24 protein-coding genes are annotated in these 25,073 nt (G+C 68.2%); 6 read left to right on the forward strand and 18 right to left on the reverse strand.

Features of this window, described 5'->3' with window-relative positions; genetic code table 11:
* Positions 1-400: LysR family transcriptional regulator (locus tag ABD154_RS12290; protein WP_344251371.1), on the reverse strand; the 400-nt coding region annotated here is incomplete at its 3' end.
* A gap of 134 nt (positions 401-534) precedes the next feature.
* Here ABD154_RS12290 and ABD154_RS12295 point away from each other — a divergent pair.
* Together ABD154_RS12295 and ABD154_RS12300 are read left to right on the forward strand one after the other, a co-directional pair.
* Complete coding sequence (locus tag ABD154_RS12295; RefSeq protein ID WP_344251372.1) at positions 535-1,686, forward strand: NAD(P)/FAD-dependent oxidoreductase; 1,152 nt, start codon at positions 535-537, stop codon at positions 1,684-1,686.
* 102 nt (positions 1,687-1,788) lie between these two features.
* A complete protein-coding gene (locus tag ABD154_RS12300; protein WP_344251373.1) occupies positions 1,789-3,207 on the forward strand; it encodes an aldehyde dehydrogenase family protein in 1,419 nt (472 codons plus the stop codon).
* On the opposite strand, the gene ABD154_RS17965 is transcribed toward ABD154_RS12300, so the two are convergent.
* The gene (locus ABD154_RS17965; protein ID WP_425546734.1) at positions 3,162-3,320 is read right to left on the reverse strand and encodes a MerR family transcriptional regulator; all 159 of its coding nucleotides are present in this window, start codon (positions 3,318-3,320) and stop codon (positions 3,162-3,164) included. The two genes, ABD154_RS12300 and ABD154_RS17965, sit on opposite strands and share 46 nt — an antisense overlap.
* A gap of 295 nt (positions 3,321-3,615) precedes the next feature.
* Between ABD154_RS17965 and map the strand changes: the two genes are divergently transcribed.
* The 3 genes from map (at position 3,616) to ABD154_RS12315 (ending at position 6,317) form a co-directional block, all read left to right on the forward strand.
* Positions 3,616-4,383, forward strand: a complete 768-nt coding sequence (gene map, locus ABD154_RS12305; protein WP_344251374.1) for a type I methionyl aminopeptidase — start codon at positions 3,616-3,618, stop codon at positions 4,381-4,383.
* A gap of 66 nt (positions 4,384-4,449) precedes the next feature.
* Positions 4,450-5,808 carry a DNA repair protein RadA gene (gene radA / locus ABD154_RS12310; protein WP_344251375.1) on the forward strand — a complete coding sequence of 453 codons (1,359 nt, stop codon included), beginning with the start codon at positions 4,450-4,452 and terminating at the stop codon, positions 5,806-5,808.
* Positions 5,809-5,924: 116 nt separating this feature from the next.
* Entirely contained in the window at positions 5,925-6,317 is a 393-nt protein-coding gene (locus ABD154_RS12315) for a VOC family protein (RefSeq protein ID WP_232623857.1), read from the forward strand.
* Positions 6,318-6,322: 5 nt separating this feature from the next.
* Here ABD154_RS12315 and ABD154_RS12320 read toward each other — a convergent pair whose 3' ends face one another.
* Positions 6,323-7,096, reverse strand: coding sequence for a hypothetical protein (locus ABD154_RS12320; protein WP_344251376.1), 774 nt, complete (start codon positions 7,094-7,096; stop codon positions 6,323-6,325).
* Positions 7,097-7,132: 36 nt separating this feature from the next.
* Here ABD154_RS12320 and ABD154_RS12325 point away from each other — a divergent pair, with 36 nt between their 5' ends.
* Complete coding sequence (locus ABD154_RS12325) at positions 7,133-8,266, forward strand: HhH-GPD family protein (protein ID WP_344251377.1); 1,134 nt, start codon at positions 7,133-7,135, stop codon at positions 8,264-8,266.
* Positions 8,267-8,301: 35 nt separating this feature from the next.
* On the opposite strand, the gene ABD154_RS12330 is transcribed toward ABD154_RS12325, so the two are convergent.
* From ABD154_RS12330 to ABD154_RS12400, 15 genes are all read right to left on the reverse strand, one after another.
* Positions 8,302-8,880 (reverse strand): amino-acid N-acetyltransferase, encoded by a 579-nt coding sequence (locus ABD154_RS12330; protein ID WP_171007000.1) that lies wholly within the window; start codon positions 8,878-8,880, stop codon positions 8,302-8,304.
* 339 nt (positions 8,881-9,219) lie between these two features.
* Positions 9,220-11,754, reverse strand: a complete 2,535-nt coding sequence (locus ABD154_RS12335) for an ATP-dependent Clp protease ATP-binding subunit (RefSeq protein WP_137824892.1) — start codon at positions 11,752-11,754, stop codon at positions 9,220-9,222.
* A 694-nt stretch (positions 11,755-12,448) separates the two neighbouring features.
* Positions 12,449-12,784, reverse strand: coding sequence for a histone-like nucleoid-structuring protein Lsr2 (locus ABD154_RS12340; protein ID WP_137824891.1), 336 nt, complete (start codon positions 12,782-12,784; stop codon positions 12,449-12,451).
* Positions 12,750-12,995 (reverse strand): hypothetical protein, encoded by a 246-nt coding sequence (locus tag ABD154_RS12345; protein WP_171006995.1) that lies wholly within the window; start codon positions 12,993-12,995, stop codon positions 12,750-12,752. Before ABD154_RS12345 ends, ABD154_RS12340 begins: the two co-directional genes overlap by 35 nt.
* Positions 12,996-12,999: 4 nt before the next feature.
* Positions 13,000-14,559, reverse strand: a complete 1,560-nt coding sequence (gene lysS, locus ABD154_RS12350) for a lysine--tRNA ligase (protein WP_344251378.1) — start codon at positions 14,557-14,559, stop codon at positions 13,000-13,002.
* A gap of 113 nt (positions 14,560-14,672) precedes the next feature.
* Positions 14,673-15,569, reverse strand: coding sequence for a Rossmann-like and DUF2520 domain-containing protein (locus ABD154_RS12355; protein ID WP_344251379.1), 897 nt, complete (start codon positions 15,567-15,569; stop codon positions 14,673-14,675).
* On the reverse strand, positions 15,566-17,443 hold the full coding sequence (locus ABD154_RS12360; protein WP_344251380.1) for a PH domain-containing protein: 1,878 nt from the start codon (positions 17,441-17,443) through the stop codon (positions 15,566-15,568). The genes ABD154_RS12355 and ABD154_RS12360 overlap by 4 nt, the downstream gene beginning before the upstream one ends.
* Positions 17,444-17,445: 2 nt before the next feature.
* Positions 17,446-17,916, reverse strand: coding sequence for a PH domain-containing protein (locus ABD154_RS12365; protein ID WP_198500721.1), 471 nt, complete (start codon positions 17,914-17,916; stop codon positions 17,446-17,448).
* Positions 17,913-18,374, reverse strand: coding sequence for a DUF3180 domain-containing protein (locus tag ABD154_RS12370; RefSeq protein WP_344251381.1), 462 nt, complete (start codon positions 18,372-18,374; stop codon positions 17,913-17,915). The genes ABD154_RS12365 and ABD154_RS12370 overlap by 4 nt, the downstream gene beginning before the upstream one ends.
* Before the next feature lie 13 nt (positions 18,375-18,387).
* Complete coding sequence (gene folK, locus ABD154_RS12375) at positions 18,388-19,296, reverse strand: 2-amino-4-hydroxy-6-hydroxymethyldihydropteridine diphosphokinase (protein ID WP_344251382.1); 909 nt, start codon at positions 19,294-19,296, stop codon at positions 18,388-18,390.
* A complete protein-coding gene (gene folP, locus ABD154_RS12380; RefSeq protein WP_344251383.1) occupies positions 19,293-20,207 on the reverse strand; it encodes a dihydropteroate synthase in 915 nt (304 codons plus the stop codon). The genes folK and folP overlap by 4 nt, the downstream gene beginning before the upstream one ends.
* Positions 20,208-20,210: 3 nt before the next feature.
* Positions 20,211-20,825 (reverse strand): GTP cyclohydrolase I FolE, encoded by a 615-nt coding sequence (folE, locus tag ABD154_RS12385; RefSeq protein ID WP_344251384.1) that lies wholly within the window; start codon positions 20,823-20,825, stop codon positions 20,211-20,213.
* Complete coding sequence (gene ftsH / locus ABD154_RS12390) at positions 20,825-22,990, reverse strand: ATP-dependent zinc metalloprotease FtsH (protein WP_198500716.1); 2,166 nt, start codon at positions 22,988-22,990, stop codon at positions 20,825-20,827. Before ftsH ends, folE begins: the two co-directional genes overlap by 1 nt.
* A gap of 171 nt (positions 22,991-23,161) precedes the next feature.
* Entirely contained in the window at positions 23,162-23,713 is a 552-nt protein-coding gene (gene hpt / locus ABD154_RS12395; protein ID WP_009380922.1) for a hypoxanthine phosphoribosyltransferase, read from the reverse strand.
* A gap of 77 nt (positions 23,714-23,790) precedes the next feature.
* A complete protein-coding gene (locus ABD154_RS12400; protein ID WP_344251385.1) occupies positions 23,791-25,050 on the reverse strand; it encodes an MFS transporter in 1,260 nt (419 codons plus the stop codon).
* Positions 25,051-25,073: the final 23 nt, after the last annotated feature.

A 25,073-nucleotide genomic window follows, 5' to 3' on the forward strand; every position in this document is an offset into this window, starting at 1 on the left:
TCGTCTCGACGTTGACCTCCCGGGCCCGGACGACGATGTCGGGGTGGCGCTGGGCGAGCAGGCGGACGATGAGCGGCAGGCCGATGGTCGACGTCGACCCGAACACCCCGAGGGTGACGATCGCCTCGCGCTCGAAGTCGCGGCCGAGCATCGCGAGCTCCGCCTGCGCCTGGGCGGCGAGGATGCTCCGGGCGCGCGGGAGCAGGGTGCGGCCGGCTTCGGTGAGCACGAGCGAGCGGCCGCGGCGGATGACGAGGTCGGAGCCGACGGTGCGCCGCAGTGCGCTCATGTGCTGGGAGACCGCCCCGATGCTGTAGCCCAGGGCTTCGGCGGCGCGGGTCATCGAACCGCGTTCGGCGACGACGACGAACGTCTGCAGCTGCCCGAGCGTCCAGGTCATGGGCACAGACTAGCGGTTTTTAAGGAATCGTGAAAACAGTCTTCACAGACTCTGCCTTGTCCTTAAATGTGTTCGGTCGCACAATGGTGGACAAGCCGACAACGGTGTCGGCCCCGAACCAGCTGAGGTGCAGTGTGAACGCAGATGTGGTCATCATCGGCGGCGGCGTCATGGGCGCGTCGATCGCCTTCAACCTCGCCGCCGCGGGGGCCGGGAGCGTCGTCCTCGTCGAACGCGACGTCCCGGGGTCCGGGTCGACGTCGAAGGCCGCCGGCGGGGTGCGCTGCCAGTTCTCCGACGAGGTCAACATCGCCCTGTCCGTGCGCAGCCTCGAGATCCTCCGCGACTTCGAATCACGCTTCGGCATCGACATCGACCTCGTCTCCAACGGCTACCTCTTCCTCCTCGACTCCCCCGAGGCGGCGAGGACGTTCGCCGACAACGTCGACCTCCAGCGGTCGCTCGGCCTCGATTCGCAGATGCTCACCGTCGCCGAGGTCGCAGCCCTTGCCCCCTACGTCGACACCGCGGGTCTCGTCGCCGGGGCGTTCAACCCCGGTGACGGGCACTGCACCCCCGAGTCCGTCGTCGCCGGCTACATCGGCGCCGCCCGTGACCGCGGCGTCACCGTGCTCACGTCCTGCGAGGTCACCGGCATCCTCACGAAGGGAGCCGCCGGGAAGCGGACGATCACCTCGGTGGAGACGACGGCGGGTCCGATCGCGTGCTCGCAGGTCGTCTGCGCGGCCGGCGCCTGGTCGGGGCTGATCGGCGAGATGGCTGGCGTCGACCTGCCCGTCACCCCTCTGCGGCGCGAGATCATGGTGAGCGAACCCGTGGCGTTCGACACCTCCGCGATGCCGTTCACCATCGACTTCGCCACCAGCTACTACGTCCACCCCGAAGGCCCCGGACTCCTCTTCGGCTGTCCCGATGCCGAGGACCGGTGGGGGTTCGACGACCGCCGCGACCCGGAGTGGCTGTTCCGGCTCTCCGAGCTCATCGACCGGCGCACCCCGGACCTCGCCGACGTCGACATCCGACGCGGCTGGGCGGGCCTCTACGAGATGACCCCCGACCACAACGCGCTCATCGGGCAGGCCCGCGAACTCGAGGGTTTCACCTACGCGTGCGGGTTCTCCGGCCACGGGTTCCTCATGGGCCCGGCCGTCGGCGAGGTCGTCGCCGACCTCCTCACCGGCCGCACCCCGTTCGTCGACGTCTCCCCGCTCGACAAGGACCGCTTCTCCCTGACGGGCCTGCGCAAGGAGCTCAACATCGTGTGACCATGACTCCCCTTCCTCCGACTTCGATGCCCGCACCCTAGTCGCCGCCACTGACACACCCGCAACTGACACCCATCCGCCTGAGACACAGTGAGGACCATGATGACCACGACCTCCACCGCCACCGCTCTTCCCACCGATGACGCCGTCGCCGCGCTCCTCGACGAGGGGCTGCGCGCATGCGGCGTCGGCGCCGCTGTGCTCGCCCCCGACTCGACGAGTGGGCAGCCTTTGACCGCCCGCTCCCCGATCACCGGGCAGGTGCTCGCGACGATCGCCGCAGACTCGCCGCAGACAGCCGCGGCGAAGATCGGGCAGGCAGCCGCCGCCTTCGAGACCTGGCGGGACGTTCCCGCTCCCGTCCGCGGCCGGCTCGTCAGCCGCTGGGGTCAGCTGCTTGCCGAGCACAAGGAGGAGCTTGCGAAGATCGTCACCGTCGAGGCCGGCAAGACTCCCTCCGAAGCCGCCGGCGAGGTCCAGGAGATGATCGACATCTGCGAGTTCGCGCTCGGCCAGTCCCGCCAGCTGTGGGGCAAGACGATGCCGAGCGAACGTCCGGGTCACCGACTCATGGAGACGTGGCATCCGCTCGGAGTCGTCGGCGTGATCTCCGCGTTCAACTTCCCCGTCGCCGTGTACTCGTGGAACACCGCCCTCGCGCTCGTCGCCGGAGACGCCGTGGTGTGGAAGCCCTCGGAGAACGCCGTGCTCGCCGCCCTCGGCGCGCAGTCGCTGCTGGCCCGGGCCGCCGCCGAGGTGGGGGCACCGGAGGGTCTCGTGCCCGTCCTCGTCGGCGGTCGCGACATCGGCGACGCCATGGTCCGCGACGACCGGGTGGCGCTGGTCTCGGCGACGGGATCGGTGCGCATGGGCCGTGAGGTCGGTCCGGTCGTCGCCGAGCGCTTCGGACGCGTCCTGCTCGAACTCGGCGGCAACAATGCCGCGATCGTCGCCGCCTACGCGACCCTGAGCATCGGCTCGCCCACGGACGATGGGGTGCTCGTCGGGCCGCTCATCAACTCAGGCGCCTTCGAGGCGATGCAGTCGGCGCTGGCCCGGGCGGAGGCCGAAGGGGGAATCGTGCTCACCGGCGGCGGTCGCGTCTTCGCCGAGGAGCGACCCGACGCCCACTACGTCGAACCCGCGCTCGTGCGGATGCCCGCGCAGACCTCGGTGATGGAGTCGGAGACCTTCGCCCCGATCCTCTACGTCGTCACCTACAGCGACCTCGACGAGGCGATCGCCCTCCACAACGGGGTGCCGCAGGGGCTGTCCTCGGCGATCTTCACCTCTGACCTCGCCGAGGCGGAGACCTTCCTCTCCCGGTCCGACTGCGGCATCGCCAACGTCAACATCGGCACCTCGGGTGCGGAGATCGGCGGGGCGTTCGGCGGTGAGAAGGAGACCGGCGGCGGCCGCGAATCCGGGTCGGATGCGTGGAAGGCCTACATGCGGCAGGCGACGAACACGATCAACTACTCCGGCGAGCTGCCCCTGGCCCAGGGCGTGGAGTTCCTCTGAGGCGGCAGCCGGCGGATGTGCGCGACCGTGCCGACCGCCTCGGCGCCGAATTCGCGATACCCTGTCGACGTGCGCGACGAGACCAGCAGACCTCTGTCCTCGTAATGCCGGATCGAGCGTCGTGCGCCTCGGCGGAGTCGAGGCTACGGTGCTCTCCGCCGTCTATGTTATCGCCTTCCAGGCCGGCATCGTCGCAGGCACCTGAGCCGGCGGAGTCAGCCTCGGCGCAGGCGCCCTTCCGCCGCTGCTCTGCCTGGGACTCGCGGTGCTCACCATGCCGTTCATCCTCGTCACGACGAGGACTTCACTGTCGAGCAGCAGGGCGGCGGTGACCTGACCCGGGAGGGCCGAGGGCCCGCGCGGGGAACTAGACTGGCCGGTGAGCCCAGACCCCAGAGGAGAGCACCCGTGATTGAGCTGAAGACACCCGCCGAGATCGACAAGATGGCGGTGACCGGTCGCTTCGTGGCGAACACGCTGGCCGAACTGTCTCAGACCGCAGAACCCGGCATGAACCTCATGCACCTGGAGAAGCGGGCTCGCACGCTCATCGAGCAGGCCGGAGCGAAGTCCTGCTACTGGGACTACGCTCCCTCGTTCGGGTCGGGTCCGTTCCGCAACGTCATCTGCCTCTCCGTCAACGACGGCGTCCTCCACGGCAAACCCCACGACTACGTCATGGCCGACGGTGACCTCCTCACCCTCGACTTCGCCGTGTCCATCGACGGCTGGGTCGCCGACGCCGCCCGCTCCGTCATCGTGGGCACCGGCACCGAGGAGGACCAGCGCCTCATCGACTCGACGTGGTCAGGCCTCGAGGCGGGCATCGGTGCCGCGCAGGCCGGCAACCGCCTCGGCGACATCTCCCAGGCGATCGGCGACGTCGCCGATGCCCAGCGCATCCCGGTCAACCTCGACTTCGGCGGTCACGGCCTCGGGCACACGATGCACGAGGACCCCCACGTCGCCAACCGCGGCAAGGGCGGGCGCGGCATGGTGCTCAAGCCGGGCCTGACCCTGGCGATCGAACCGTGGTGGTCGTTCACGTCGAAGAAGCTCAAGGTCGATCAGGACGGGTGGACCCTGCGGGTGGCCGACGGCTCGAACGGCGCCCATTCGGAGAACACGATCGCCATCACCGAGGACGGCCCCCGGGTGCTCACCGTCGCCGACTGAGGTCTGCCCCGGACGTCATGTCCGTGAGGCGCGCGTCATGTCCGTGTCGCATGCCAGACTTGCCGTATGTCTTTCACCTGCACCGAATGCGGATACTCGACCGTGAAGTGGCTCGGGCGGTGCCCCGAATGCCAGGCCTGGGGCACTCTCGAGGAAAAGGGTGCCGGTTCGACGTCGGTGAAGACGAAGGTGAAGAAGTCGAGCGGGGCGAAGTCGATCACCGAGGTCGACACGACCCTTGCGGTGGCGAAGCGGACCTTCGTCGACGAATTCGACCGGGTGCTCGGCGGCGGCATCGTCCCCGGCGGGGTCATCCTGCTCTCCGGGGAGCCCGGAGTCGGGAAGTCGACTCTCCTCCTCGACGTCGCCGCGCGCGCCGCGAAGTTCGAGTCGACGGTCCTCTACGTCACCGGTGAGGAGTCGGCCGGCCAGGTGCGGCTGCGCGCCGACCGGATCAACGCCCTCGAGGAGAACCTGCTGCTGGCCGCGGAGACCGACCTCGGCGCCGTGCTCGGCCTCATCGAAGCCGAGGACCCCGACCTGCTCATCGTCGATTCGATCCAGACGCTGGCCTCCTCGGAGGTCGACGGTGTGCCCGGCGGGGTCACCCAGGTCAGGGAGGTCGCCGCCGCCCTCATCCGGGAAGCGAAGTCCCGGTCCCTGTCGACCGTGCTCGTCGGCCACATCACGAAGGACGGAACGATCGCCGGACCCCGCCTCCTCGAGCACCTCGTCGACGTCGTATGCACGTTCGAAGGCGAGAAGCACTCCCGGCTGCGGATGCTGCGGGCGATCAAGAACCGGTTCGGTCCCACCGACGAGGTCGGCTGCTTCGACATGGAGGAGAACGGGATCAAGAGCCTCGAAGACCCCTCCGGTCTCTTCCTCTCCCGCGCATCGGGGTCCACGCCGGCGGGCACGTGCCTGACGGTCAATCAGGAGGGCAAACGGCCGCTGCTCGTCGAGGTGCAGTCCCTGGTCACCGAGGCCGCGGCAGGTCAGACGCGGCGTTCGGTGTCGGGGGTCGACTCGTCGCGGGTGGCGATGATGATCGCCGTGCTCAGCCAGAAGGTCTCCGCGGCCGGGTTCGCGAAGTCCGATGTCTTCGTCGCCACGGTCGGCGGGGCCAAGCTCGTCGAACCGGCCAACGATCTGGCGATCTGCCTGTCGCTGGCCTCGGCCGCGCTAGGGCGGGCCCTCTACGCGAAGTTCGTCGCGATCGGCGAGATCAGCCTCTCCGGTGAGATCCGCAATGTGCCCAACCTCGGCCAGCGGCTCAGCGAAGCGGCCCGGCTGGGCATGACCCGGGCGATCGTCGCCCGGGGCGCGCTGCGCAACGTCTCGATCCCCGACGGCATGGTCGTCAAGGAATGCGAGCACGTCGCCGAGGCGGTCGAACTCGTCCTCAACGACAAGGACAAGTGAGCCGGCGGGCGGTGCCGATGGTCGCCGGTCATGACGGGGCGGCCGGTGTGCGATGTCGGGGCTGCGAAGGGGAGAAAATCCGAGACTTCCGCAGTGAAACAGGGCATGCTTGAAAGATGACCACGACAGTGTTTCCGGCGCTGCGGACGACGGACATCGCGGCGACGACCGCCATGCTCGTCACCCTCGGCTTCGTCGAGCGCGTCACGGTGCGGGATGAAGACGATCCGAGCCTCGTCCTCCATGCCGAATACGCCCTCGGTGAGACCGGCGGGGTGATGATCGGGTCTGTGCGCCACGACGGTTCGGCTCTCGACAGCGTCGGCGGGGCGGCGATCTACGTCGTCGTACCCACCGAACGGGAGGTCGACCGGCTCTACCGTGAGATCCGCGAACTCGGGCATGCGATCGTGCGGCCGGTGGCCACACAGTCCTACGGCGGACGGGAGTTCGCGTTCCGCGACCACGACGGCAACTCGTGGGGTGTGGGCTCGTACCGCGGGGTCTGAGCGGGCTAGCCGTCGGAGTTCTCGGTCTCCGTGGGCTTCGGAGTCGGCGACTCGGTCGCCTTCTTCTCCTCCTCGGCCTTCTTCTTGTCAGCGGCTTCCTTCTCCTTGGCCTTCGTCGCCTCATCCTTCTCGAGTTCGAAGGGCACAGGTTTGCTCTCTGTGTCGCCGAGTTTGACGACGAGATCGTACGTGCCCGCCTCGAAGCCCTTGCTCGCCTTGTTGCAGTTCTTGTCGACGCGGACCCGGTTCCATTCGAACTGGGCGGTCTTCTGGGACTGCGGGGCGAACTCCGTCGGCGCCTCGGCGTTCTCATCGTCGTCGGCTGCGCAGTACTTCGAGGACCACACGACGTCCCCTTCCTGCTCGACGACGAATTCCTGCTGCTTCGTGCCGACCTCGATGAGGCAGGTGGCCGTGTGGGTGTTGCCGATAACCATCTCGAACTTCGGCTTCGTGTTCTCGTCGTAGCTCTTCTTGTCGGCCTTCGCGCTCACCGAGACGGAATCCGGCGGGCAGGCACCGCTGGCGGCCTGCGCGTCGGGGACCGGAGCCTGAGGTGTCGGTGAGGCGCTCGTGGGAGCGTCGGCCGCGGTCGGCTCCTGATCCGACAGACCGCCGATCGCCTTCGTGATGCCGACGACGCCGAGCACGATGAGCCCGATGACGACGAGGCTGAGCACCGCCAGGGTGATCCTCCGCCGACGGTAGACGTGCGCAGGCAGCTTGCCGCTAGACTGGCGAGGCTGTTTCGGCTGCGAACCACGATCGGAAGGAGTCATCGCAATGAGCCTAGGCAATTGCGAATGCGCATCCAAATGACACACCGCACCTCTGCCGAAACTGGGATCACCCCCACAGCACCGGGCTTCCCCGACGTGTCCGAGTCCGAGATCGAACGCGTCCAGACGACGATCATCGACTGGTTCGAGGTAGCCGCCCGACCCCTGCCATGGCGGGCCGAAGGCACCTCGGCGTGGGCGGTCCTCGTCAGCGAGATCATGTCCCAGCAGACCCCGGTCTCCCGCGTCGCCCCGCGCTGGAGCGAATGGCTCGAGCGCTGGCCCACTCCCGCTGACCTGGCGGCAGCTCCCACCGCCGAGGTTCTCCAGCGATGGGATCGCCTCGGCTACCCGCGTCGTGCGCTGCGGCTGCAGGAAGCCGCGAGAGTCATCGCCGACGACCACGACAACCAGGTGCCGGACACCGCTGCCGCTCTCGAGACGCTGCCGGGGATCGGCGCGTACACGGCGGCAGCCGTCGCCTCGTTCGCCCATGGCGAGCGCACCACGGTCCTCGATACGAATGTGCGCCGGGTCCTCATCCGTGTCTTCGCCGGCCGCGACCGGCCCACGGTGTCACCGAGCCGCAGGGAGACGGTCTGGGCCGAACAGTTCGTCCCCGCGACCGATCATGTGGCCTGGAACGCCGGGGTCATGGAGTTCGGTGCCGTCGTGTGCACCGCCCGCAGTCCGAAATGCGAGGAATGCCCGCTCGCGGACATCTGCGCCTGGAACCTCGCCGGACGTCCCGCCTCGGCGACGAAGCCGAAGACCCAGAAGTGGGCCGGCACTGACCGACAGCTGCGCGGCGCGATCATGGATGTCCTCAAGGCCGCGCATGCAGAAGCCGCCGAGGCGGGCGATCGGTCGACCTCGGCGGCCGAGAGTTCATCGGCTGCCGACGGGTCCTCGGCGGTCGAGGGGGCGGCGAACGCAGCCGCAGGTCGGAGGTCCGCCGCGACCGATGCTGTCGCGGTCGATCTCTTCACGGCACCGACTGCCGACCTCGATGACGAATGCCTCGCCGCCTTGGGCCCGGCCACCTCGGCGAAGCTCACGACGATGCGCGATCTCAGCGCGGATGCCGGCCGCATCTCACGACTCATCGCCGATCTCGTCACCGACGGGTTGGCTCACCGCAGCGAGGACCGCCTCAGCCTGCCGCGGTGACGGCCGGGTACCCGGCCCGATGCCGGCGGCCGGATCTACAGGTACTTGATCATTCGCGTGTTGCCGAGAGTGTTCGGCTTGACCCTGGCGAGGTCGAGGAACTCGGCCACACCTTCGTCAGCAGAGTGGAGGAGTTCGACGTAGACCTCCGGTGATACGGGAATGCCCTTGATCGGCTCGAAGCCGAGGGAGCCGAAGAATCCGGTTTCGAACGTCAGGCAGAAGACCCTGTCGACCCCGATCTCCACGGCGTCGGCGAGGAGCTGGCGGATGAGGGCCTTGCCCACTCCCCTGCCCCGGTAGTCAGGGGACGTCGCGACGGTGCGCGCCTCGGCGAGGTCGGACCAGATGATGTGGAGGGCCGCGCAGCCGGCGAGGACTTCACTGCCGTCGGGTCGCTCATCGACGACGAGCCAGAACTCCTGCAGCGACTCGAAGTACGTCACCGTGTCCTTAGCGAGGAGGATGCGCTCTTCGGCCAGCGGGGCCACGAGCGCTTCGATGCCCTTGACGTCGGACGTCCGGGCTCGTCGCAGCCGCAGCCCACTGGGCAGACCGTGGGTCTGGTGGTGATCGGAGGCGACGAGTCCGTGGTCGAAGGTGGCTGAGCTCATCCCCTCATTCAACACCATCGCGCGCAGGCGCTGACGGTGCGTCCACTCAGGTCTGCGCCACAGTGACGGCGATTGTGCGCCACCTCCGTGGTGATCTCGAGTCCGAAATCGACATGAGTCTGGCGCAGAACGTGAGGCGCCGCCATGAACCTGGCGCAGAACGCAGGCGTCACCATGAACCTGGCGCAGAACGCGAGGCGTCCGGACAACGCGAAGCGGCCCCGGGCGAGAACCGAAGTTCTCGGGCCCGGGGCCGCTTGCGGAGGGTGACTGTTCGCTCAGCAGACCACTGTCAGCCAGCAGCCGCAGTCAGCCAGCCAGTCAGCGGACCGCTGCCGATCAGGACGCCGACCCGGTCGACCCGGCGCCGGCGAGTTCGCCGCCGGAGGACGAATCGTCGGATCCGGAGGTCGGGAAGGTCTCGGTCTCGACGCCTTCGAAGGTGAACTGCGCGTCCTTGCCTTCGCCCTCGATGTCGACCTTGATCGTCTGACCGCGGCCGATCTCCTTGAAGAGGATCTTCTCCGAGAGCTGGTCCTCGATCTCGAGCTGGATCGTGCGGCGCAGCGGACGTGCACCGAGCACCGGATCGTAGCCGCGATCGGCCAGCAGGTTCTTGGCCGCATCGGTGAGCTCGACCTTCATGCCCTGATCCGCCAGACGCGTGTCGAGGCGCTCGAGGAACAGGTCGACGATCTCGATGATCTCTTCCTTGTTCAGCTGCGGGAACACGATCGTGTCATCGACGCGGTTGAGGAACTCGGGACGGAAGTGCTGCTTGAGCTCTTCGTTGACCCGCTGCTTCATCCGGTCGTAGTTGGTCTTGGTGTCACCCTCGACCTGGAATCCCATCTGCAGACCGCTGGAGACGTCACGCGTGCCCAGGTTGGTCGTCATGATGATGATCGTGTTCTTGAAGTCGACCTCACGACCCTGCGAGTCGGTGAGTCGGCCGTCCTCGAGAATCTGCAGCAGCGAGTTGAAGATGTCCGAGTGGGCCTTCTCCACCTCGTCGAAGAGGACGACGGAGAACGGCTTGCGACGCACCTTCTCCGTGAGCTGGCCGCCCTCTTCGTAGCCGACGTAGCCGGGAGGCGAACCGAAGAGACGCGACACGGTGTGCTTCTCCGAGTATTCCGACATGTCGAGGCTGATGAGGGAATCCTCGTCGCCGAAGAGGAACTCCGCGAGAGCCTTCGCGAGCTCGGTCTTTCCCACACCGGTGGGACCGGCGAAGATGAACGAACCCGACGGACGCTTCGGATCCTTCAGACCCGCACGGGTCCGGCGGATCGCCCGCGAGATCGACTTGACCGCATCGTTCTGGCCGATGATGCGCTTGTGCAGCTCGTCTTCCATCCGCAGCAGACGCGAGGACTCCTCCTCGGTGAGCTTGAAGATCGGAATGCCGGTGGCAGAGGCGAGCACCTCGGCGATGAGATCGGCGTCGACGGTGGCGGAGGTGTCCTTGCCGCCCTTGCGCCAGGCCTCGGTCTGCTCGTCCTTCTCGTGCTGGAGCTTCATCTCCGAGTCCCGCTCGGAGGCCGCCAGCTCGAAGTCCTGAGCGTCGATCGCAGCTTCCTTGCGGTGACGGGCCTCAAGGATCTTCTCCTCGAGGTCACGGATCTCCTGCGGCACCGACAGCCGCGAGATGCGCAGCTTCGCTCCCGCTTCGTCGATGAGGTCGATCGCCTTGTCCGGCAGGTACCGGTCGTTGATGTAGCGATCGGACATGTTGACGGCAGCCGCGAGAGCACCCTCGGTGATCGTCACCTTGTGGTGCGCCTCGTACTTGTCGCGCAGGCCCTTGAGGATCTCGATCGAGTGCGCGAGCGAGGGCTCGGGCACCTGGATCGGCTGGAAGCGGCGCTCGAGCGCAGCGTCCTTCTCGATGTGCTTGCGGTACTCGTCGAGCGTCGTCGCACCGATCGTCTGGAGCTCACCTCGGGCGAGCATCGGCTTGAGGATCGATGCGGCGTCGATGGCGCCTTCGGCGGCACCGGCACCCACGAGCGTGTGGATCTCATCGATGAAGAGGATGATGTCACCGCGCGTGCGGATCTCCTTGAGCACCTTCTTCAGACGTTCCTCGAAGTCACCGCGGTACCGGGAGCCGGCGACGAGGGAGCCGAGGTCGAGCGTGTAGAGCTGCTTGTCGGTGAGGATCTCGGGAACCTCGCCGTTGACGATCGCCTGCGCCAGACCCTCGACCACGGCGGTCTTGCCGACGCCGGGCTCGCCGATGAGAACCGGGTTGTTCTTCGTGCGGCGGGAGAGGATCTGCATGACGCGCTGCATCTGCTCGTGCCGGCCGATGACCGGATCGAGCTTGCCCTCACGGGCGGCTGCGGTGAGGTTGCGCCCGAACTGGTCGAGGACGAGCGAGCCCGAGGGCGTGCCCTCTTCGCGACCGCCGGCAGCGACCGGCTCCTTGCCCTGGTAGCCCGAGAGCAGCTTGATGACTTCCTGGCGCACCCGCCCGAGGTCGGCGCCGAGCTTGACGAGGACCTGAGCGGCCACGCCCTCGCCTTCGCGGATGAGGCCGAGCAGGATGTGCTCGGTGCCGATGTAGCTGTGGCCCAGCTGCAGGGCCTCACGGAGACTGAGCTCGAGGACCTTCTTCGCGCGCGGAGTGAACGGGATGTGCCCGCTCGGCGCCTGCTGTCCCTGCCCGATGATCTCCTGGACCTGATCGCGAACCTGTTCGAGGGAGATGTCCATCCCCTCGAGAGCCTTGGCCGCCAGGCCTTCACCCTCGTGGATGAGGCCGAGCAGGATGTGCTCGGTTCCGATGTAGTTATGCTTGAGGAGTTTGGCCTCTTCCTGGGCGAGCACCACCACTCGGCGGGCTCGGTCAGTGAACCGCTCGAACATATTCACCCTCCTGGAGTTCTGGTATCTGTAGAGCGTAACGACCCAACCTCGGGATCTATTGCACGTTTCGCCATCAGCCGAAACCGTTCGGCTCAGGGCGAAATCCCTTGATCCTGCGCCGAGGCGGTCGGTCGGAACCCGGTCCACCGCAGTCGGTCGGCCGCCCCGTTCGGACGCTGCCGCGACCGGCGCACGTGGCACCGCTCTCACGTCGAACGCCAACCGAGCGCTTCCGTGCTTACACTGTATATTCGGAGTCCCCGGGTTTCCGGATGGGTGCGGACCTGGTCTCTTCCAAAGTCCTTTTGACCGCCTCGGCGATTGTCATCCTCCCGGCAATCGGTGACGGCACCCTCAAACACCACACGCAACGCAGACGGCGTTGCCGATATTCCGCCACCGGCATTGCCGCCTGGAAAGCCGCCTGCGGAGAAACAAATCGGCACGCGCGACGCTCAGTCAATTCTCAAGAAAGTCGCTTTGCGCGGCTAATCCCTAACTGCGACACCGCCGCCGCAGAATCGCAGTCACCTGCACGGATGGCCGGATGCAGGCGCAGACCCCGCGATCCGGCGCGGCGCACGCACCGATCAAGCCCAGGCGACGAAAAGACCGAGGGACCGATGCTCGTGTCATCGGTCCCTCGGCGAATCGGCGCCCCTGTCAGGGGGCTGTCGTTCAGTTGTGCCTGTGCTCAGTTCCCTGCGGCTTCGTAGGCCTGGACGATCTCCTGGGGGATCCGTCCGCGATCACCGAGCTGGTAGCCGTTCTCCTGCGCCCATTCGCGGATCTTCGCGGTGTCCCGCTTGGGGCCCGAGCCGGTCGATCCTCCGCGGCGTCCGCGTGAACCGGGGTTGGCCACACGGCGGGCTTTGGCGATATAGGGAGCAAAGGTCTCACGCAGCTCTTCGGCATTCTTCGTGGACAGTTCCAGTTCATAAGTCCCCTGGTCGAGGCTGAACCGAACGGTTTCGGCTGCTTCCGAACCGTCGAAATCATCCGTGAGAACGAGTCGCATCTCCCGTGCCATGTTCACTCTTTTCATTTTCAGACGACTTTACGGGTGTAAGCATAACACCCGAATCCCCATTATCGTCCAATTCGCTAACTTCATGCTCCGAATAGAATTTCTCGATCTGCTCGCGTTCTGTCCGATCTGCGCGAACAATGCCGCGCATCACGTACCAGAAGAGCAATGCGATGCAGATCGACGGAAGCAGCGCCTTGATGAGATCCAGCACGGTCTCAGCCTTCCTCTGTGGAGTCCGAATTCGCCGCAGCGATCGGTTTGGTGAAGGGGAAGAGAATGGTTTCGCGAATTCCCAGACCGGTGAGCGCCATGAGCAGACGGTCGAGGCCCATGCCCATTCCCCCGGTCGGGGGCATGCCGTGTTCCATCGCGGTGAGGAACTCCTCGTCGAGGCCCATCGCCTCACCGTCACCGCGGGCGGCGTCGGCGGCCTGCGCTTCGAAGCGCTGCCGCTGGATGACGGGGTCGACGAGCTCGGAGTATCCGGTCGCCAGCTCGAAGCCGCGGACGTAGAGATCCCACTTCTCGACGACGCCGGGCTTGTCCCGGTGCTCGCGCACGAGCGGTGAGGTGTCGACCGGGAAGTCGGTGACGAAGGTCGGCGCCCACAGCTTGTCCTTGTAGAAGTGCTCCCACAGCTCCTCGACGTACTTGCCGTGCGAGCGGAAGACTCCGCCCAGGTCGACGTCGTGGTCCGCGGCGATCTTCTCGAGCTCCTCGATGCCGGTCAGCGGGGTGACCTCGACACCGGATTCGGCCGAGAGCGTCTCGTACATGCTCACGACCGCCCAGTCGCCGCCGAAGTCGTAGTCGGTGCCGTCGTCGAGGGTGACGAGCAGCGAGCCCGTGGCGTCCTGGGCCGCGTTCTGGACGAGCGTCTTCGTCAGCTCCGCGATCGAATGGTAGTCCCCGTAGGACTGGTAGGCCTCGAGCATCGCGAACTCCGGCGAGTGCGTCGAGTCGGCGCCTTCGTTGCGGAAGTTCCGGTTGATCTCGAAGACGTTGTCGATGCCGCCGACGATGGCCCGCTTGAGGAAGAGCTCGGGGGCGATGCGCAGGTACATGTCGATGTCGTAGGCGTTCATGTGCGTCTTGAACGGGCGGGCCGCCGCTCCCCCGTGCATGACCTGGAGCATCGGCGTCTCGATCTCGATGAAGTCCTGGTCGGCGAACGTCCGCCGCAGCGAGGCCATCACCTCGGCGCGGGTGCGCATCGTCGTCCGTGCGGCCTCCCGCGTGATGAGGTCGAGGTAGCGCTGGCGCACGCGGGTGTCCTCGGCGAGTTCCGTGTGCAGGCCCGGCAGCGGGCGGAGGGCCTTCGACGCCATCTGCCACTCATCGGCGAGCACGGAGAGCTCCCCGCGCTTGGACTTGATGACCCTGCCGTGGAGGAAGAGGAAGTCGCCGAGGTCGACGTCGGCCTTGAAGTCGGCCAGGCGCTCCTCGCCGACCTCGCGCAGGGAGAGCATCCCCTGCAGGCGGGTGCCGTCACCGGCCTGCAGGGTGACGAAGGCGAGCTTGCCGGTGGTGCGGACGAAGACGACGCGGCCGACGACGCCGACGACATCGTCGGTCTCGTCACCGGCTTCGAGGTCGGGGTGGGCAGCGTGGACCTGCGCGAGAGTGTGCGTGCGGGGCACGGAGACGGGGTAGGCCTCGGTGTCGGAGTCCAGCATCCGCTGCCGCTTGTCCTTGCGGATCCTGATCTGTTCGGGATCGAGGTGTTCCGGTGCGGACTCAGCGGTGTCAGGGATGATCGACTCAGTTTCTGCCATGCCCTCAAGGCTACCGCGCCAGCACCCCGCGGGGGAATTCGCGCAACCGCCCTGAGGCCCCCGCCACACCCCGTGCGGAGGGGGTCGCAGGCCGGCCGACCCGCCCCGTCAGCTCAGGCGAGGAGGGCGAGGATCTCCTGGGCCTGCGCCTCGGTGATCCGCCCCAGGGCGAGCGCCTTCGCCGTCGTCGACCGGGCCAGTGCGATGTAGCTGTCGCGGGTGCCCGGATGGGAGACGGCAAGGCTGTATTCGCTCAGGGCCGCCAGGTGCGCGGCGAGCGTCCCGACATCGCCGCGGGCGACCGGTCCGGTCAGCGCCTTCGCCCCGTTCTGCAGGGTGTTGGCGACACTCGCGTCGACGAGAGCGGTGAGCACCCGCGAGGGGTCCTCGACACCGGCTTCGGTGAGCATCTCGAGGGCCTCGGCGATGATCGTGATCGAGTGGTTCGACGCGTGCGTGATCGCGGCGTGGTAGAGCGGTCGGTCGGCCTCGGCGATCTCGATCGGTTCAGCCCCCATCTCGACGACGAGGGCCTCGCCCACCGGCCGGATCGGTCCGGGTGCGGTGACGGCGACGGTGGCCTGCCGCAGGCGCGGAAGGTCGACGGCGGTGCCGGTGAACGACAGTGACGGATGCAGGGCGATCGGCAGCGCCCCGACGCCGGTCGCCGGTTCGAGGATGTCCGTGCCGTAGCGTCCGGAGACGTGGACGACGATCTGACCTGCGTGGATCCGGCCGAGCGCGGCGAGACCGGAGACGAGCGAGCCTATCTCGTCGTCGGGCACGGCGAGCAGCAGGAGTTCGGCGCGTTCGGCGATCTGGTCGGGAGGGAGGACGGGCACGCCGGGCAGCATGTCCTCGGCGCGTTCGAGGCTGGCCGCCGAGGTGGCGCTGACCCCGATGATCGCATGTCCGGCCGCCCGCCAGGCGGCTCCGATGACGGAGCCGACGCGGCCGGCGCCGATGATGCCGATGCCCAGGCGCGGGGCGTCCGGGGGCGGTGCGGTCATGCGTCGATCCCCTTCCCGGTGCGGCGCTGCTCGTCGAAGTGCTCACGGGCCAGCCGGGTGCGTTCGGCGTGTTCGGCGAAGAACCGCCGCGCCTCCTCGGCGTCCTGGTGGGCGACGTTCGGGGTGATCGGCCCTGCCGTCGAGTGCACCGCCACCGAGGCGAGACCGAGTGACCGCAGGAGCGGACCCTGCCGGTACTCCATCGACTGGACGCGTTCGTGCGGGACGAAGTCGACGCGGCGCTCGAGGCGGCCGAGGCGGATGACGAGGAGGGCTTCGGTGATCGCGTACGCCCGCCGCTTCCACACGAGCGGGTCGATGAATCGGGAGGAGCGCGGCTGCGGGTGGAAGGCCTGCTCGGCGCGCGCGGCCTGCGGGTCGGGCGAGTCGGTGTCGTACATCGCCGAGAGCGTGAGGCTGCGGGCGCTGACCTCGTCGTCGACCTGCGGTGCCGGCAGGGCGAGACCGATCATCGTCAGCGCCTGGTCGATGTCGCCGACGGGCAGCAGCAGGTTCGATTCGCCCTTGTCGCCGGCGCTGGCGATGTTGTACTCGGCCTTCCACCAGCCGCCGATGCGCCACAGCAGCGGCTGGTGCAGGCACACCGCCTGCACCCGGTCCAGCGGGATGACCTTCCGCGAGGTCGAGACGAGGCCGTGGCTGACGGCGAGGCCCGAGTCGGTGAGGCGGACGACGAAGTTCGCGTTGTCGAGGTCCTTCTTCACCGAGGCGAATGCCGCGATGCCGGCGGGCAGCACGCCGAAGAGCATCGGCACCGCCGCCTCCCGGACACCGGTGAGGAAGAGGACGATGGCCGCGACGATGACGGCGAGGAAGACGAGGACGCCGATGAGGAAGTCGGTCTTGAGCAGCGAGGAGAGGATGACGCGGTGGACGGGCACCCGGATGATCTCGCCCTCCTCCGTCAGCCTGGTCGAGACGCCGTAGGGGGCGAGCATGTCGTTGAGGCTGTCCTCGGCCTCCCCGATCGCCTCCCCCGCGTACCGGCTCAGGCGCTTGCTCAGCCGCACACCGATGCTGTCACCGGCGCGTTCGGGGGCGCTGAGATCGACCGTCGGCTCCCCTGGACCCTGGCCCGCGCCGAGGCTGTCGACCGTGCCGTCCTCACCTGCCCAGGCCGCCTGGCCGACCGGGGTACCGGCAGGGCTGCCGAGCCCAACGGGCCCTCCCGGGACCCCTGCATCACCGACACCGGCAACGGCGGCACTGCCGGCACCACCGGCAGGTCGCCCGCCCTGCTTGACCTCGCGCACCGCGGCGAGGAGCTCATCGCGCAGGGCGTCGGCCTTCTTCCGGCTGAGGTACTTCAGCGACACGTTGGCGCCCTTGCCGCCGGCGACGTCGAAGACGAGCTCGGCGAGTCCGAGGAGACGGGGCACGAGCTTCTGCTGGAGGTCGATCGACTGGACCCGGTCGAGGCGGGCCTTGCGCAGCTTCTTCGCGAGCAGGCCGGAACGGGCGTAGATCGCCTCGGCGTCGACGCGGTAGCCCATGACCCGCCAGGCGAGCCAGCTGTAGACACCGGCGACGGCGAGGACGAGGAGGACCCCGCCGAGGCCGGCGAGGATGACGAGCGGATGCGCGCCGACCCAGCCGGCCATCGACAGGTCGACGCCGTCACCGGCCGCGAAGTCGCTGAGCGCCTGCTGGATGAAGTTCTGCCCGACGTACCCGGCGACGACGAAGAGGACGACGATGACGCCGAGGCTCTCAAGCACCGGGGTGAGCGGATGGACCCGATGCCAGACCTCCGGGGCGGCCACCTCGGCGACGGAGGACTCCGCAGCCGGCTGGGGCTCCGCTGCCGGCTGGGACTGCCCGGTCTCCTCGGTGATGTCGTGATCGGAGCTCATCGTCACAGCCCTGCCAGGTTCGCCTGTCCGCGACCGGCGAGGCTGTCGCGGAGGCGGTCGGCGTCGGGGCGCGGCAGGCCGGGGATCGTCGCATCGGTGGCCGCCGAGGCGGTGTGGAGTTTGACGGTGGCCAGTCCGAACATCCGGTCGATGGGGCCGGAGTCGACGTCGACGAACTGGAGGCGGCCGTAGGGCACAACGGTGGTGCGGCGGAACATGATGCCGCGGCGGATGAGGAGGTCGTCATCGCGTTCGGCGTACCCGATGACCTTCGCCTGCCGGTAGAGGACGACGAGGTAGACGACGGCCCAGACGAGGATCGCCGCCCACAGCGGGTGCAGCCACCACTGGGACGGGAAGATCACGGCGAGTGCGATCGCCACGGCGAGCAGCGGGACGAAGAACGTCAGCGACGAGATCGTCTCCTTGCGCCAGTACTTCGGGCTGACTCGGGTGTAGATCGGGTCGGTCATGCGGCTTCGGCTCCTGGTGGGTCGTGGGGCGGGAGGGTGCAGAAGATCTCGACGATGATCCCGACGATCATCAGGGCAGCGGCGGCGATCGCGGCGAAGAGCATGCCGGCGGCGAGGTCGTTGCGGATGCCCGGAGCCGAGAAGAAGTAGTAGGCGGCGTTGCCGAGGTACCAGCCGGCCAGCCCGGCTCCGGTCAGAGCGCTCGCCTTGGCCATGACGGCCACGCGGGCGGCCTGGAGCGGGTCGATCTCGCGGGTCCGGTCCCCCTCGTTCCACTTCTTGATCGGGTAGCCGAGGACGAGGAGGACGGCGGCGAGGATGAGCATGCCGATGATCGGGAACCACGGCTGGCCCGGCAGCGCGAACCCCTGGCTCTCGAGGAGCACGTCGACGAGCACGCCGAGGACGACGCCGGCGGTCGCCCAGATGACGAGCATGCCTGAGGAGGTTCGCTGCATGCTCCTCAGTCTTTCAGATCTCCGGCGTCTGCGGGGAGGGAACCCGGGTGATTTCCTGATCGGCCAGTGCGGCGATGACCTCGGAGATCGGCTGGCGCCCGGTGGCCGTGGCGACCGTCGTCTCCGGTGCGAGCTCCGCCCACGGGACGAGGACGAAGGCCCGCTCGTGAGCGCGCGGGTGCGGCAGGGTGAGCGTCGGGGTCGCTGAGCGGACCTCCCCGGCCTCGGTGGTGACGCTGATGAGGTCGATGTCGAGGGTCCGCGGTCCCCACCGCAGCTCCCGGGTCCGACCGGCGGCGACCTCGATGCCCTGGGCCACCCCGAGGAGCTGGTCGACGGGCAGGGCGGTCTCGATGAGGACGCCGAGGTTGAGGAAGTCGTTCTGCTCGACCCCGCCCCACGGTGCGGTCCGGTAGAGCGAGGACCGGGCGGCGACCGTGATCGCCGGGTGCCGGTCGAGGGCGGCGACGGCGTCGTCGAGCGTGGCCGCGGCATCGCCGAGGTTGGCCCCGAGGCTGAGATAGGCGACCGCGGCCGGTGCCTCGGCAGGACCCGCGTCCGCGCGGTGCCGGTCGACGGTGACGGTGACGTCGGCGAAGGTCCGCTCGATCGGGGCGCTCGGCTTGTGGACGACGACCTCGACATGGTCGGTCAGGGTCAGGCAGTGGTCGGCGATCGCCTCGGCGAGAGTCTCGATGAGGTCGAAGGTGGTGTCCTCGACGATGTGGGCGACCGCCTCGGCGAGGTCGCCGTAGTGGATGGTGTCGGCGATGTCATCGGTCCCGGCCGCAGCCGCCGTCGACGTGTGGAGGACGACGTCGACGACGAAGTCCTGACCCTCGCGCTTCTCGAAGTCGAAGACGCCGTGGTTGCCGCGCACCGTCAGGCCGCGCAGCTCGATCCGGTCCGGCTGTGAGCTCATGCCCGGCCGGGCTTCCACGGTGAGGTGCCCGGGGCCGCGTGATCGGCGATGGCAGCCGTCACCCGACAGGCCAGCGCCGAGGCGGCCGGGTCGTGGACGCGCACCGCCCAGGCCCCTGCCTGCGCGGCGAACGCCGAGATCACGGCCGTGGCCTGGTCCTTCGCCGCTTCCGCGGCACGCGTCGGATCCTCCGGCGAGACGAGAGAGGAGATGAAGCGCTTGCGGCTCGCGGCGACGAGGAGGCGCTGGTCGAACGCGGAGAACGCGTCGAGCCCGGCGAGGATCTGCCAGTTGTGGTCGGCGTTCTTCGAGAAGCCCAGGCCCGGATCGACGATGATCGCGTCCGCGTCGATGCCGGCGGCCACGGCTGCATCGATGCGCTCGCGCAGTTCGGCGACCACCTCGGCGAGGACATCGTCGTAGTGGAACGTCGCATCCGCACGGTCGAGATGACCGCGCCAGTGCATGAGGACGATCGGGACGCCGGTGTCCGCGGCGACGGTGAGCATGCCGGGATCCGACAGGCCGGCCGAGACGTCGTTGATGATGTGCGCCCCGGCGTCGATGGCCGCCGAGGCCACCGCCGCCCGCATCGTATCGACGCTGATGAGCACGCCGGCAGCGGCGAGTTCACGGACGACGGGCACGACCCGGCGCAGCTCCTCGTCCTCGTCGACGCGGACCGCACCGGGGCGAGTCGATTCCCCGCCGACGTCGATGATGTCCGCGCCTGCGGTCGTCAGTGCGAGCCCGTGGGCGATCGCCTTGGCGTGGTCGAAGTAGCGGCCGCCGTCGGAGAAGGAATCGGGCGTGACGTTGAGGACGCCCATGATCTGCGTGCGCGCCGGATCCCCGAGAGCAGGCGGCTGACCCGCGGCAGGGGTCGGTTCGACAGCCGGTGTCCCTGTCATCGCTCAGCCTCGGAGGATGAGGCTCATCGCCTCCGCCCGGGACGCCGGTTCGCGCAGCTGACCGCGCACCGCTGAGGTGATCGTCGAGGCGCCGGGCTTGCGGACTCCGCGCATCGTCATGCACAGATGCTCGGCCTCGACGACGACGATCGCGCCCTGGGGTTCGAGGTAGGTCATCAGGGCGTCGGCGATCTGCGAGGTCAGCCGCTCCTGGACCTGGGGACGGCGGGCGTAGACCTCGACGAGCCGGGCGAGCTTCGACAGGCCGGTGACCTTGCCGTTCTTCGCCGGGATGTAGCCGACGTGGGCGACGCCGTGGAACGGCACGAGGTGGTGTTCGCACATCGAGTAGAGGTCGATGTCGCGGACGAGGACCATCTCCTCGTGGCTGATGTCGAACGTCACGGAGAGGATCTCGGCCGGGTCGTGGTGGAGACCGGCGAAGAACTCCTCATAGGCGCGGGCCACCCTGGCCGGGGTCTCGATGAGCCCGTCGCGGTCGGGGTCCTCCCCGACGGCGAAGAGGATCTCCCTGACTGCCGCGGCGATGCGCTCATGATCGACCGTGGGCTTGTCCGCGGTCGTCTCGCCGAGGTCGTCGAACACGTAATCGGTCATCAGCGCTGGCCTCCCGGTTCGTCCCCGGACAGACCGGAGTTCGGTCCTGCCGGCCCGGTGGGACCGGCGGGTCCGACCGGACCGTTGGGGTCGCGGGGTCCCGGCGGGTTGTGCGGCACGTCGGGGCCGTGGGTGCCGGTCGGTCCGGCACCGGGCAGGTCCGTCGTGTCGGGACCCGGACCACCGGAGTGGCCGGTGCCGTCCTGATCGCCGCCGGCGCTGCGGCCGCCCTGCGGGGCAGGAGGCACGATCGGGCCGCGGTCGGAGACCGGGCGCTCGTCGTTGGCCAGCCACACCTCGCGGCGGGGCCGTTTGAGGACGGGGGCGAAGATCTCCTCGAGGGCGGCCTGGTCGAGCGTCTCGCGTTCGAGCAGCTGGTAGGCCAGGGCGTCGAGGATGTCGCGGTTGTGGGTGAGCACCCAGTACGCATCGGCGTGCGCGGTGTCGATGAGCGCGCGCACCTCCTTGTCGATGGCCGACAGCGTCGAATCGCCGTACTCGTCGCCGGCGCCGTAGCCGCGTCCGGCGAAGGGCTCGGATTGGTCGTCGCCGATCTTGACCATGCCGAGCTTCTCGCTCATGCCGTACTGCGTGACCATCTTCCGGGCGATGTTCGTCGCCTTCTCGATGTCGTTGCTCGCCCCGGTCGTCGGATCGTGGAACACGACCTCCTCGGCGACGCGTCCGCCCATCGCGTAGGCGAGCTGGTCGAGGAGTTCGTTGCGGGTCGTCGAGTACTTGTCCTCGCTCGGCAGCACCATCGTGTAGCCCAGGGCGCGGCCGCGGGGCAGGATCGTCACCTTCGTCACCGGGTCGGTGTTGTTCATCGCCGCAGCGACGAGGGCGTGGCCGCCCTCGTGGTAGGCGGTGACGAGGCGCTCCTTGTCGTTCATCAGGCGCGTGCGCTTCTGCGGTCCGGCGATGACGCGGTCGATCGCCTCGTCGAGGATGCGGTTGTCGATGACCTTCGCGTTCTCACGCGCGGTGAGCAGGGCCGCCTCGTTGAGGACGTTGGCGAGATCGGCGCCGGAGAATCCGGGGGTGCGCTTGGCGATCTGGCCGAGGTCGACGTCGGGGGCCAGCGGCTTGTCCTTCGCGTGGACCTCGAGGATCTTCTTCCGGCCCTTCATGTCCGGGGCCTCGACCGGGATCTGCCGGTCGAAGCGGCCCGGGCGCAGCAGCGCCGGGTCGAGGACGTCGGGCCGGTTGGTCGCGGCGATGAGGATGACGTTGGTCTTGACGTCGAAGCCGTCCATCTCGACGAGGAGCTGGTTGAGCGTCTGCTCGCGCTCGTCGTGCCCGCCGCCCATGCCGGCCCCGCGCTGGCGGCCGACGGCGTCGATCTCGTCGATGAAGATGATGCAGGGGGCGTTCGCCTTCGCCTGTTCGAAGAGATCGCGCACGCGGGAGGCGCCGACGCCGACGTACATCTCGACGAAGTCGGAACCGGAGATCGAGTAGAACGGCACACCCGCCTCACCGGCGACGGCCTTCGCGAGCAGGGTCTTGCCGGTGCCCGGCTGACCGTAGAGGAGGACGCCCTTGGGGATCTTCGCCCCGACGGCCTTGAACTTCTCGGGTTCGGCGAGGAACTCCTTGATCTCCTCGAGCTCTTCGAGCGCCTCGTCGACCCCGGCGACGTCCTTGAACGTGACGTCCGGGTTCTCCTTGTTGACGAGCTTGGCCTTCGACTTGCCGAAGTTCATCATCTTCCCGCCGCTCATCTGCGAGATGAGGAACCAGAAGACGACGAAGATGATGACGAACGGGATGAGGGTGCCCAGCAGCGACATCAGCCAGCTCTGCTGCGGCACCTCGTCGGTGTAGCCCTGAGTGGGGTTCGCCTCGGTGACGGCCTCGACGATCTGGTCGCCGCGCTGTTCGACGTAGTAGAACTGGACCTTCTTGCCGTATTCCTGGCCGTCGACCGTGAGGTCCTCTTTGAGGGTGAGGTCGACGCGCTGGTCGCGGTCGACGATCTTGGCCTGTTCGACCTGGTCGTCGGCCAGCAGTTGGAGTCCCTGCTCGGTGTCGATCTGGCTGAAGCCCACACGGCTGAAGAGGAGCGCTCCGATGGACACCACGAGGAGCGCCATGACGATCCAGATCAAGGGACCTCTCGTCGCCTTGTTGAGCAGTGGACGTCGCTTTTTGGACTCGGCCATAGATCCTCTCAGGATTTCAGTCTGGGCAGCCCGTGCAGGCCGCCGCGGCTGCCTGGGAGCATCCCCCACAGCCTAGTACGTACCAGTGGCATAGCGGGAATCAGAGAGGTTTTGTTCCCCGGCGGAAGCAAATTCCAGGCAACGCGCGGTGGGCGCTCAGCTCACCGGTGCTCAGCTGTAGACGTGCTGTGCCAGCGTCGCGACGAACGGGACGTTGCGGTACTTCTCCGCGTAGTCGAGTCCGTAGCCGATGACGAACTCGTTGGGGACGTCGAAGCCGACGTACTTGACGTCGATGTCGACCTTGACGGCTTCGGGTTTGCGCAGCATCGTGCAGATCTCGACGTCGGCGGCTCCGCGCGAGCGCAGGTTCTGCACGAGCCAGGACAGAGTGAGGCCGGAGTCGATGATGTCCTCGACGATGAGCACGTGGCGGCCGGTGAGGTCGGTGTCGAGGTCCTTGAGGATCCGCACGACGCCGGAGGACTTCGTGCCCGAGCCGTAGGAGGAGACGGCCATCCAGTCCATCGTCACCGGCGAGTGCAGGGCGCGGGCGAGGTCGGCCATGACCATGACCGCACCCTTGAGGACGCCGACGAGGAGGATGTCCTTGTCCTTGTAGTCTTCATCGATGGCGGCGGCCAGTTCAACGAGTCGGGCGGCTATCTGTTCTTCCGAGACGAGCACTTCTTCGATGTCATTGCCGAGATCGTTGATGTCCACTGGTGTCGATTCTCCTCGTGTGGGGTGGCTGTGACTCCATTATGGGCGACGGGACCGCCGCGGAGCCACCCGCGCAGTCACTGGGTCAGCTCGTCGTCGACGGTGCCCGGTGCCGCGGAGAGATAACCGGTGATGCCCATGAGCACGGAGACGGCGATCATGAGGAGGAGCGGCAGGGTCCAGGCGCCGCTGAGGCCGAGCAGCCCGCCGACGGCGAGCGGGCCGAGGGCGGCGAGCACATAGCCGGAGGACTGGACGAACGCCGAGGTGCGGGCGGTGACCGAGACGTCACGCGTGCGGCTGGTGATGAGGGCGAGGGCCGCGGGGAACGCGAATCCGCCGTAGGAGAGGAGCACCGCCCAGAGCACCGGCGCCGAGGCGGGGGCGAGGAGGAGGCCCGTGTAGCCGGCGACGGCGCTGACGGCGAAGGAGACGAGGAAGGCGCGGGGTGCGATCCCGCGCATGATGATCTGCGGGGCGAGGAAGCCGCCGGGCAGACCGCCGAGGGTGACGATCGTGAGCATGATACCGGCGGCGACGGGGTCGAGTCCGGCATCCCGGTAGATCTGCGGCAGCCACCCGAACTGGACGTAGGCGTTGACGGACTGGAGGCCGAAGAACATCGCCATGTACCGCGCCTTCGCGGTCATGTGGATGTGCCGCCTCGGTGCCGGTGTCGCGTTGCGCTCGGTTCCGGGGGTGCGGTCGGTTCCGGGGGCGCGGAAGACGGGCACGGAGCCGAGGCCGCGCAGGACGATCCATGTGGCCAGGGCGGCGAGGGGGACGAGCACCCAGGCGCCGAGGCCGACCCGCCAATCGTCGAAGTGCTCGGTCAGGGGCGCGGTGAGGAGGGCGGGGAACATCGCGCCGAGGCCGAGGGAAACGGTGAACGCGGTCGCGCCGAGGTGGGCTCGGTGCGGGAAGCGGGTCTTGACGAAGACGGGGAGGATGACGTTGCCGAGCGACATCCCGGCCAGGGCGGCGATCGTCAGGGCGGCGAACGCCACCCATGAGTCGACGAGGACGCGGGCGCCGATGCCGCCGGCGATGAGCACGCAGGCGATCGTCAGCGAGGTGAAGAGTCCGACGCGCCGCAGGAGCGGGACGGCGAGGAAGCCGCAGACGGCGAAGATGAGACCGGGCAGGGCGGTGAGCAGGCCGGTCTGCCATTCGGCGAGGCCGAAGGCGGTCTGGACCTCGGCGAGGACGGGGCCGAGTGAGGAGGCCGCGGGACGCAGCGAGGAGGCGATGAGGACGAGGCAGATGAGGGCGAGCACGTCGAGGCCGGGGCCCATCCGCGGGCCGGTGGCGTTCGCGGTCCCGGGAGTGGTGCTCATGCGGTCATCCTCTCAGACGGTGC

The organism is Brevibacterium sanguinis (assembly GCF_039528855.1).
Lineage (GTDB): Bacteria > Actinomycetota > Actinomycetes > Actinomycetales > Brevibacteriaceae > Brevibacterium > Brevibacterium sanguinis.

Bases quoted from the DNA above. Each gene is read 5' to 3' on its own strand.
- ABD154_RS12325 (WP_344251377.1), top strand. From the start codon at position 7,133: ATGACACACCGCACCTCTGCCGAAACTGGGATCACCCCCACAGCACCG.
- ABD154_RS12365 (WP_198500721.1), bottom strand. From the start codon at position 17,916: ATGACCGACCCGATCTACACCCGAGTCAGCCCGAAGTACTGGCGCAAG.
- ABD154_RS12355 (WP_344251379.1), bottom strand. From the start codon at position 15,569: ATGACCGCACCGCCCCCGGACGCCCCGCGCCTGGGCATCGGCATCATC.
- ABD154_RS12330 (WP_171007000.1), bottom strand. From the start codon at position 8,880: ATGAGCTCAGCCACCTTCGACCACGGACTCGTCGCCTCCGATCACCAC.
- ABD154_RS12340 (WP_137824891.1), bottom strand. From the start codon at position 12,784: ATGGCACGGGAGATGCGACTCGTTCTCACGGATGATTTCGACGGTTCG.
- folE (WP_344251384.1), bottom strand. From the start codon at position 20,825: ATGACCGATTACGTGTTCGACGACCTCGGCGAGACGACCGCGGACAAG.
- ABD154_RS12320 (WP_344251376.1), bottom strand. From the start codon at position 7,096: ATGACTCCTTCCGATCGTGGTTCGCAGCCGAAACAGCCTCGCCAGTCT.
- ABD154_RS12300 (WP_344251373.1), top strand. From the start codon at position 1,789: ATGACCACGACCTCCACCGCCACCGCTCTTCCCACCGATGACGCCGTC.
- ftsH (WP_198500716.1), bottom strand. From the start codon at position 22,990: ATGGCCGAGTCCAAAAAGCGACGTCCACTGCTCAACAAGGCGACGAGA.
- ABD154_RS12335 (WP_137824892.1), bottom strand. From the start codon at position 11,754: ATGTTCGAGCGGTTCACTGACCGAGCCCGCCGAGTGGTGGTGCTCGCC.
- folP (WP_344251383.1), bottom strand. From the start codon at position 20,207: ATGACAGGGACACCGGCTGTCGAACCGACCCCTGCCGCGGGTCAGCCG.
- ABD154_RS12370 (WP_344251381.1), bottom strand. From the start codon at position 18,374: ATGCAGCGAACCTCCTCAGGCATGCTCGTCATCTGGGCGACCGCCGGC.
- lysS (WP_344251378.1), bottom strand. From the start codon at position 14,559: ATGGCAGAAACTGAGTCGATCATCCCTGACACCGCTGAGTCCGCACCG.
- ABD154_RS12315 (WP_232623857.1), top strand. From the start codon at position 5,925: ATGACCACGACAGTGTTTCCGGCGCTGCGGACGACGGACATCGCGGCG.
- radA (WP_344251375.1), top strand. From the start codon at position 4,450: ATGTCTTTCACCTGCACCGAATGCGGATACTCGACCGTGAAGTGGCTC.
- folK (WP_344251382.1), bottom strand. From the start codon at position 19,296: ATGAGCTCACAGCCGGACCGGATCGAGCTGCGCGGCCTGACGGTGCGC.
- ABD154_RS12360 (WP_344251380.1), bottom strand. From the start codon at position 17,443: ATGAGCTCCGATCACGACATCACCGAGGAGACCGGGCAGTCCCAGCCG.
- ABD154_RS12400 (WP_344251385.1), bottom strand. From the start codon at position 25,050: ATGAGCACCACTCCCGGGACCGCGAACGCCACCGGCCCGCGGATGGGC.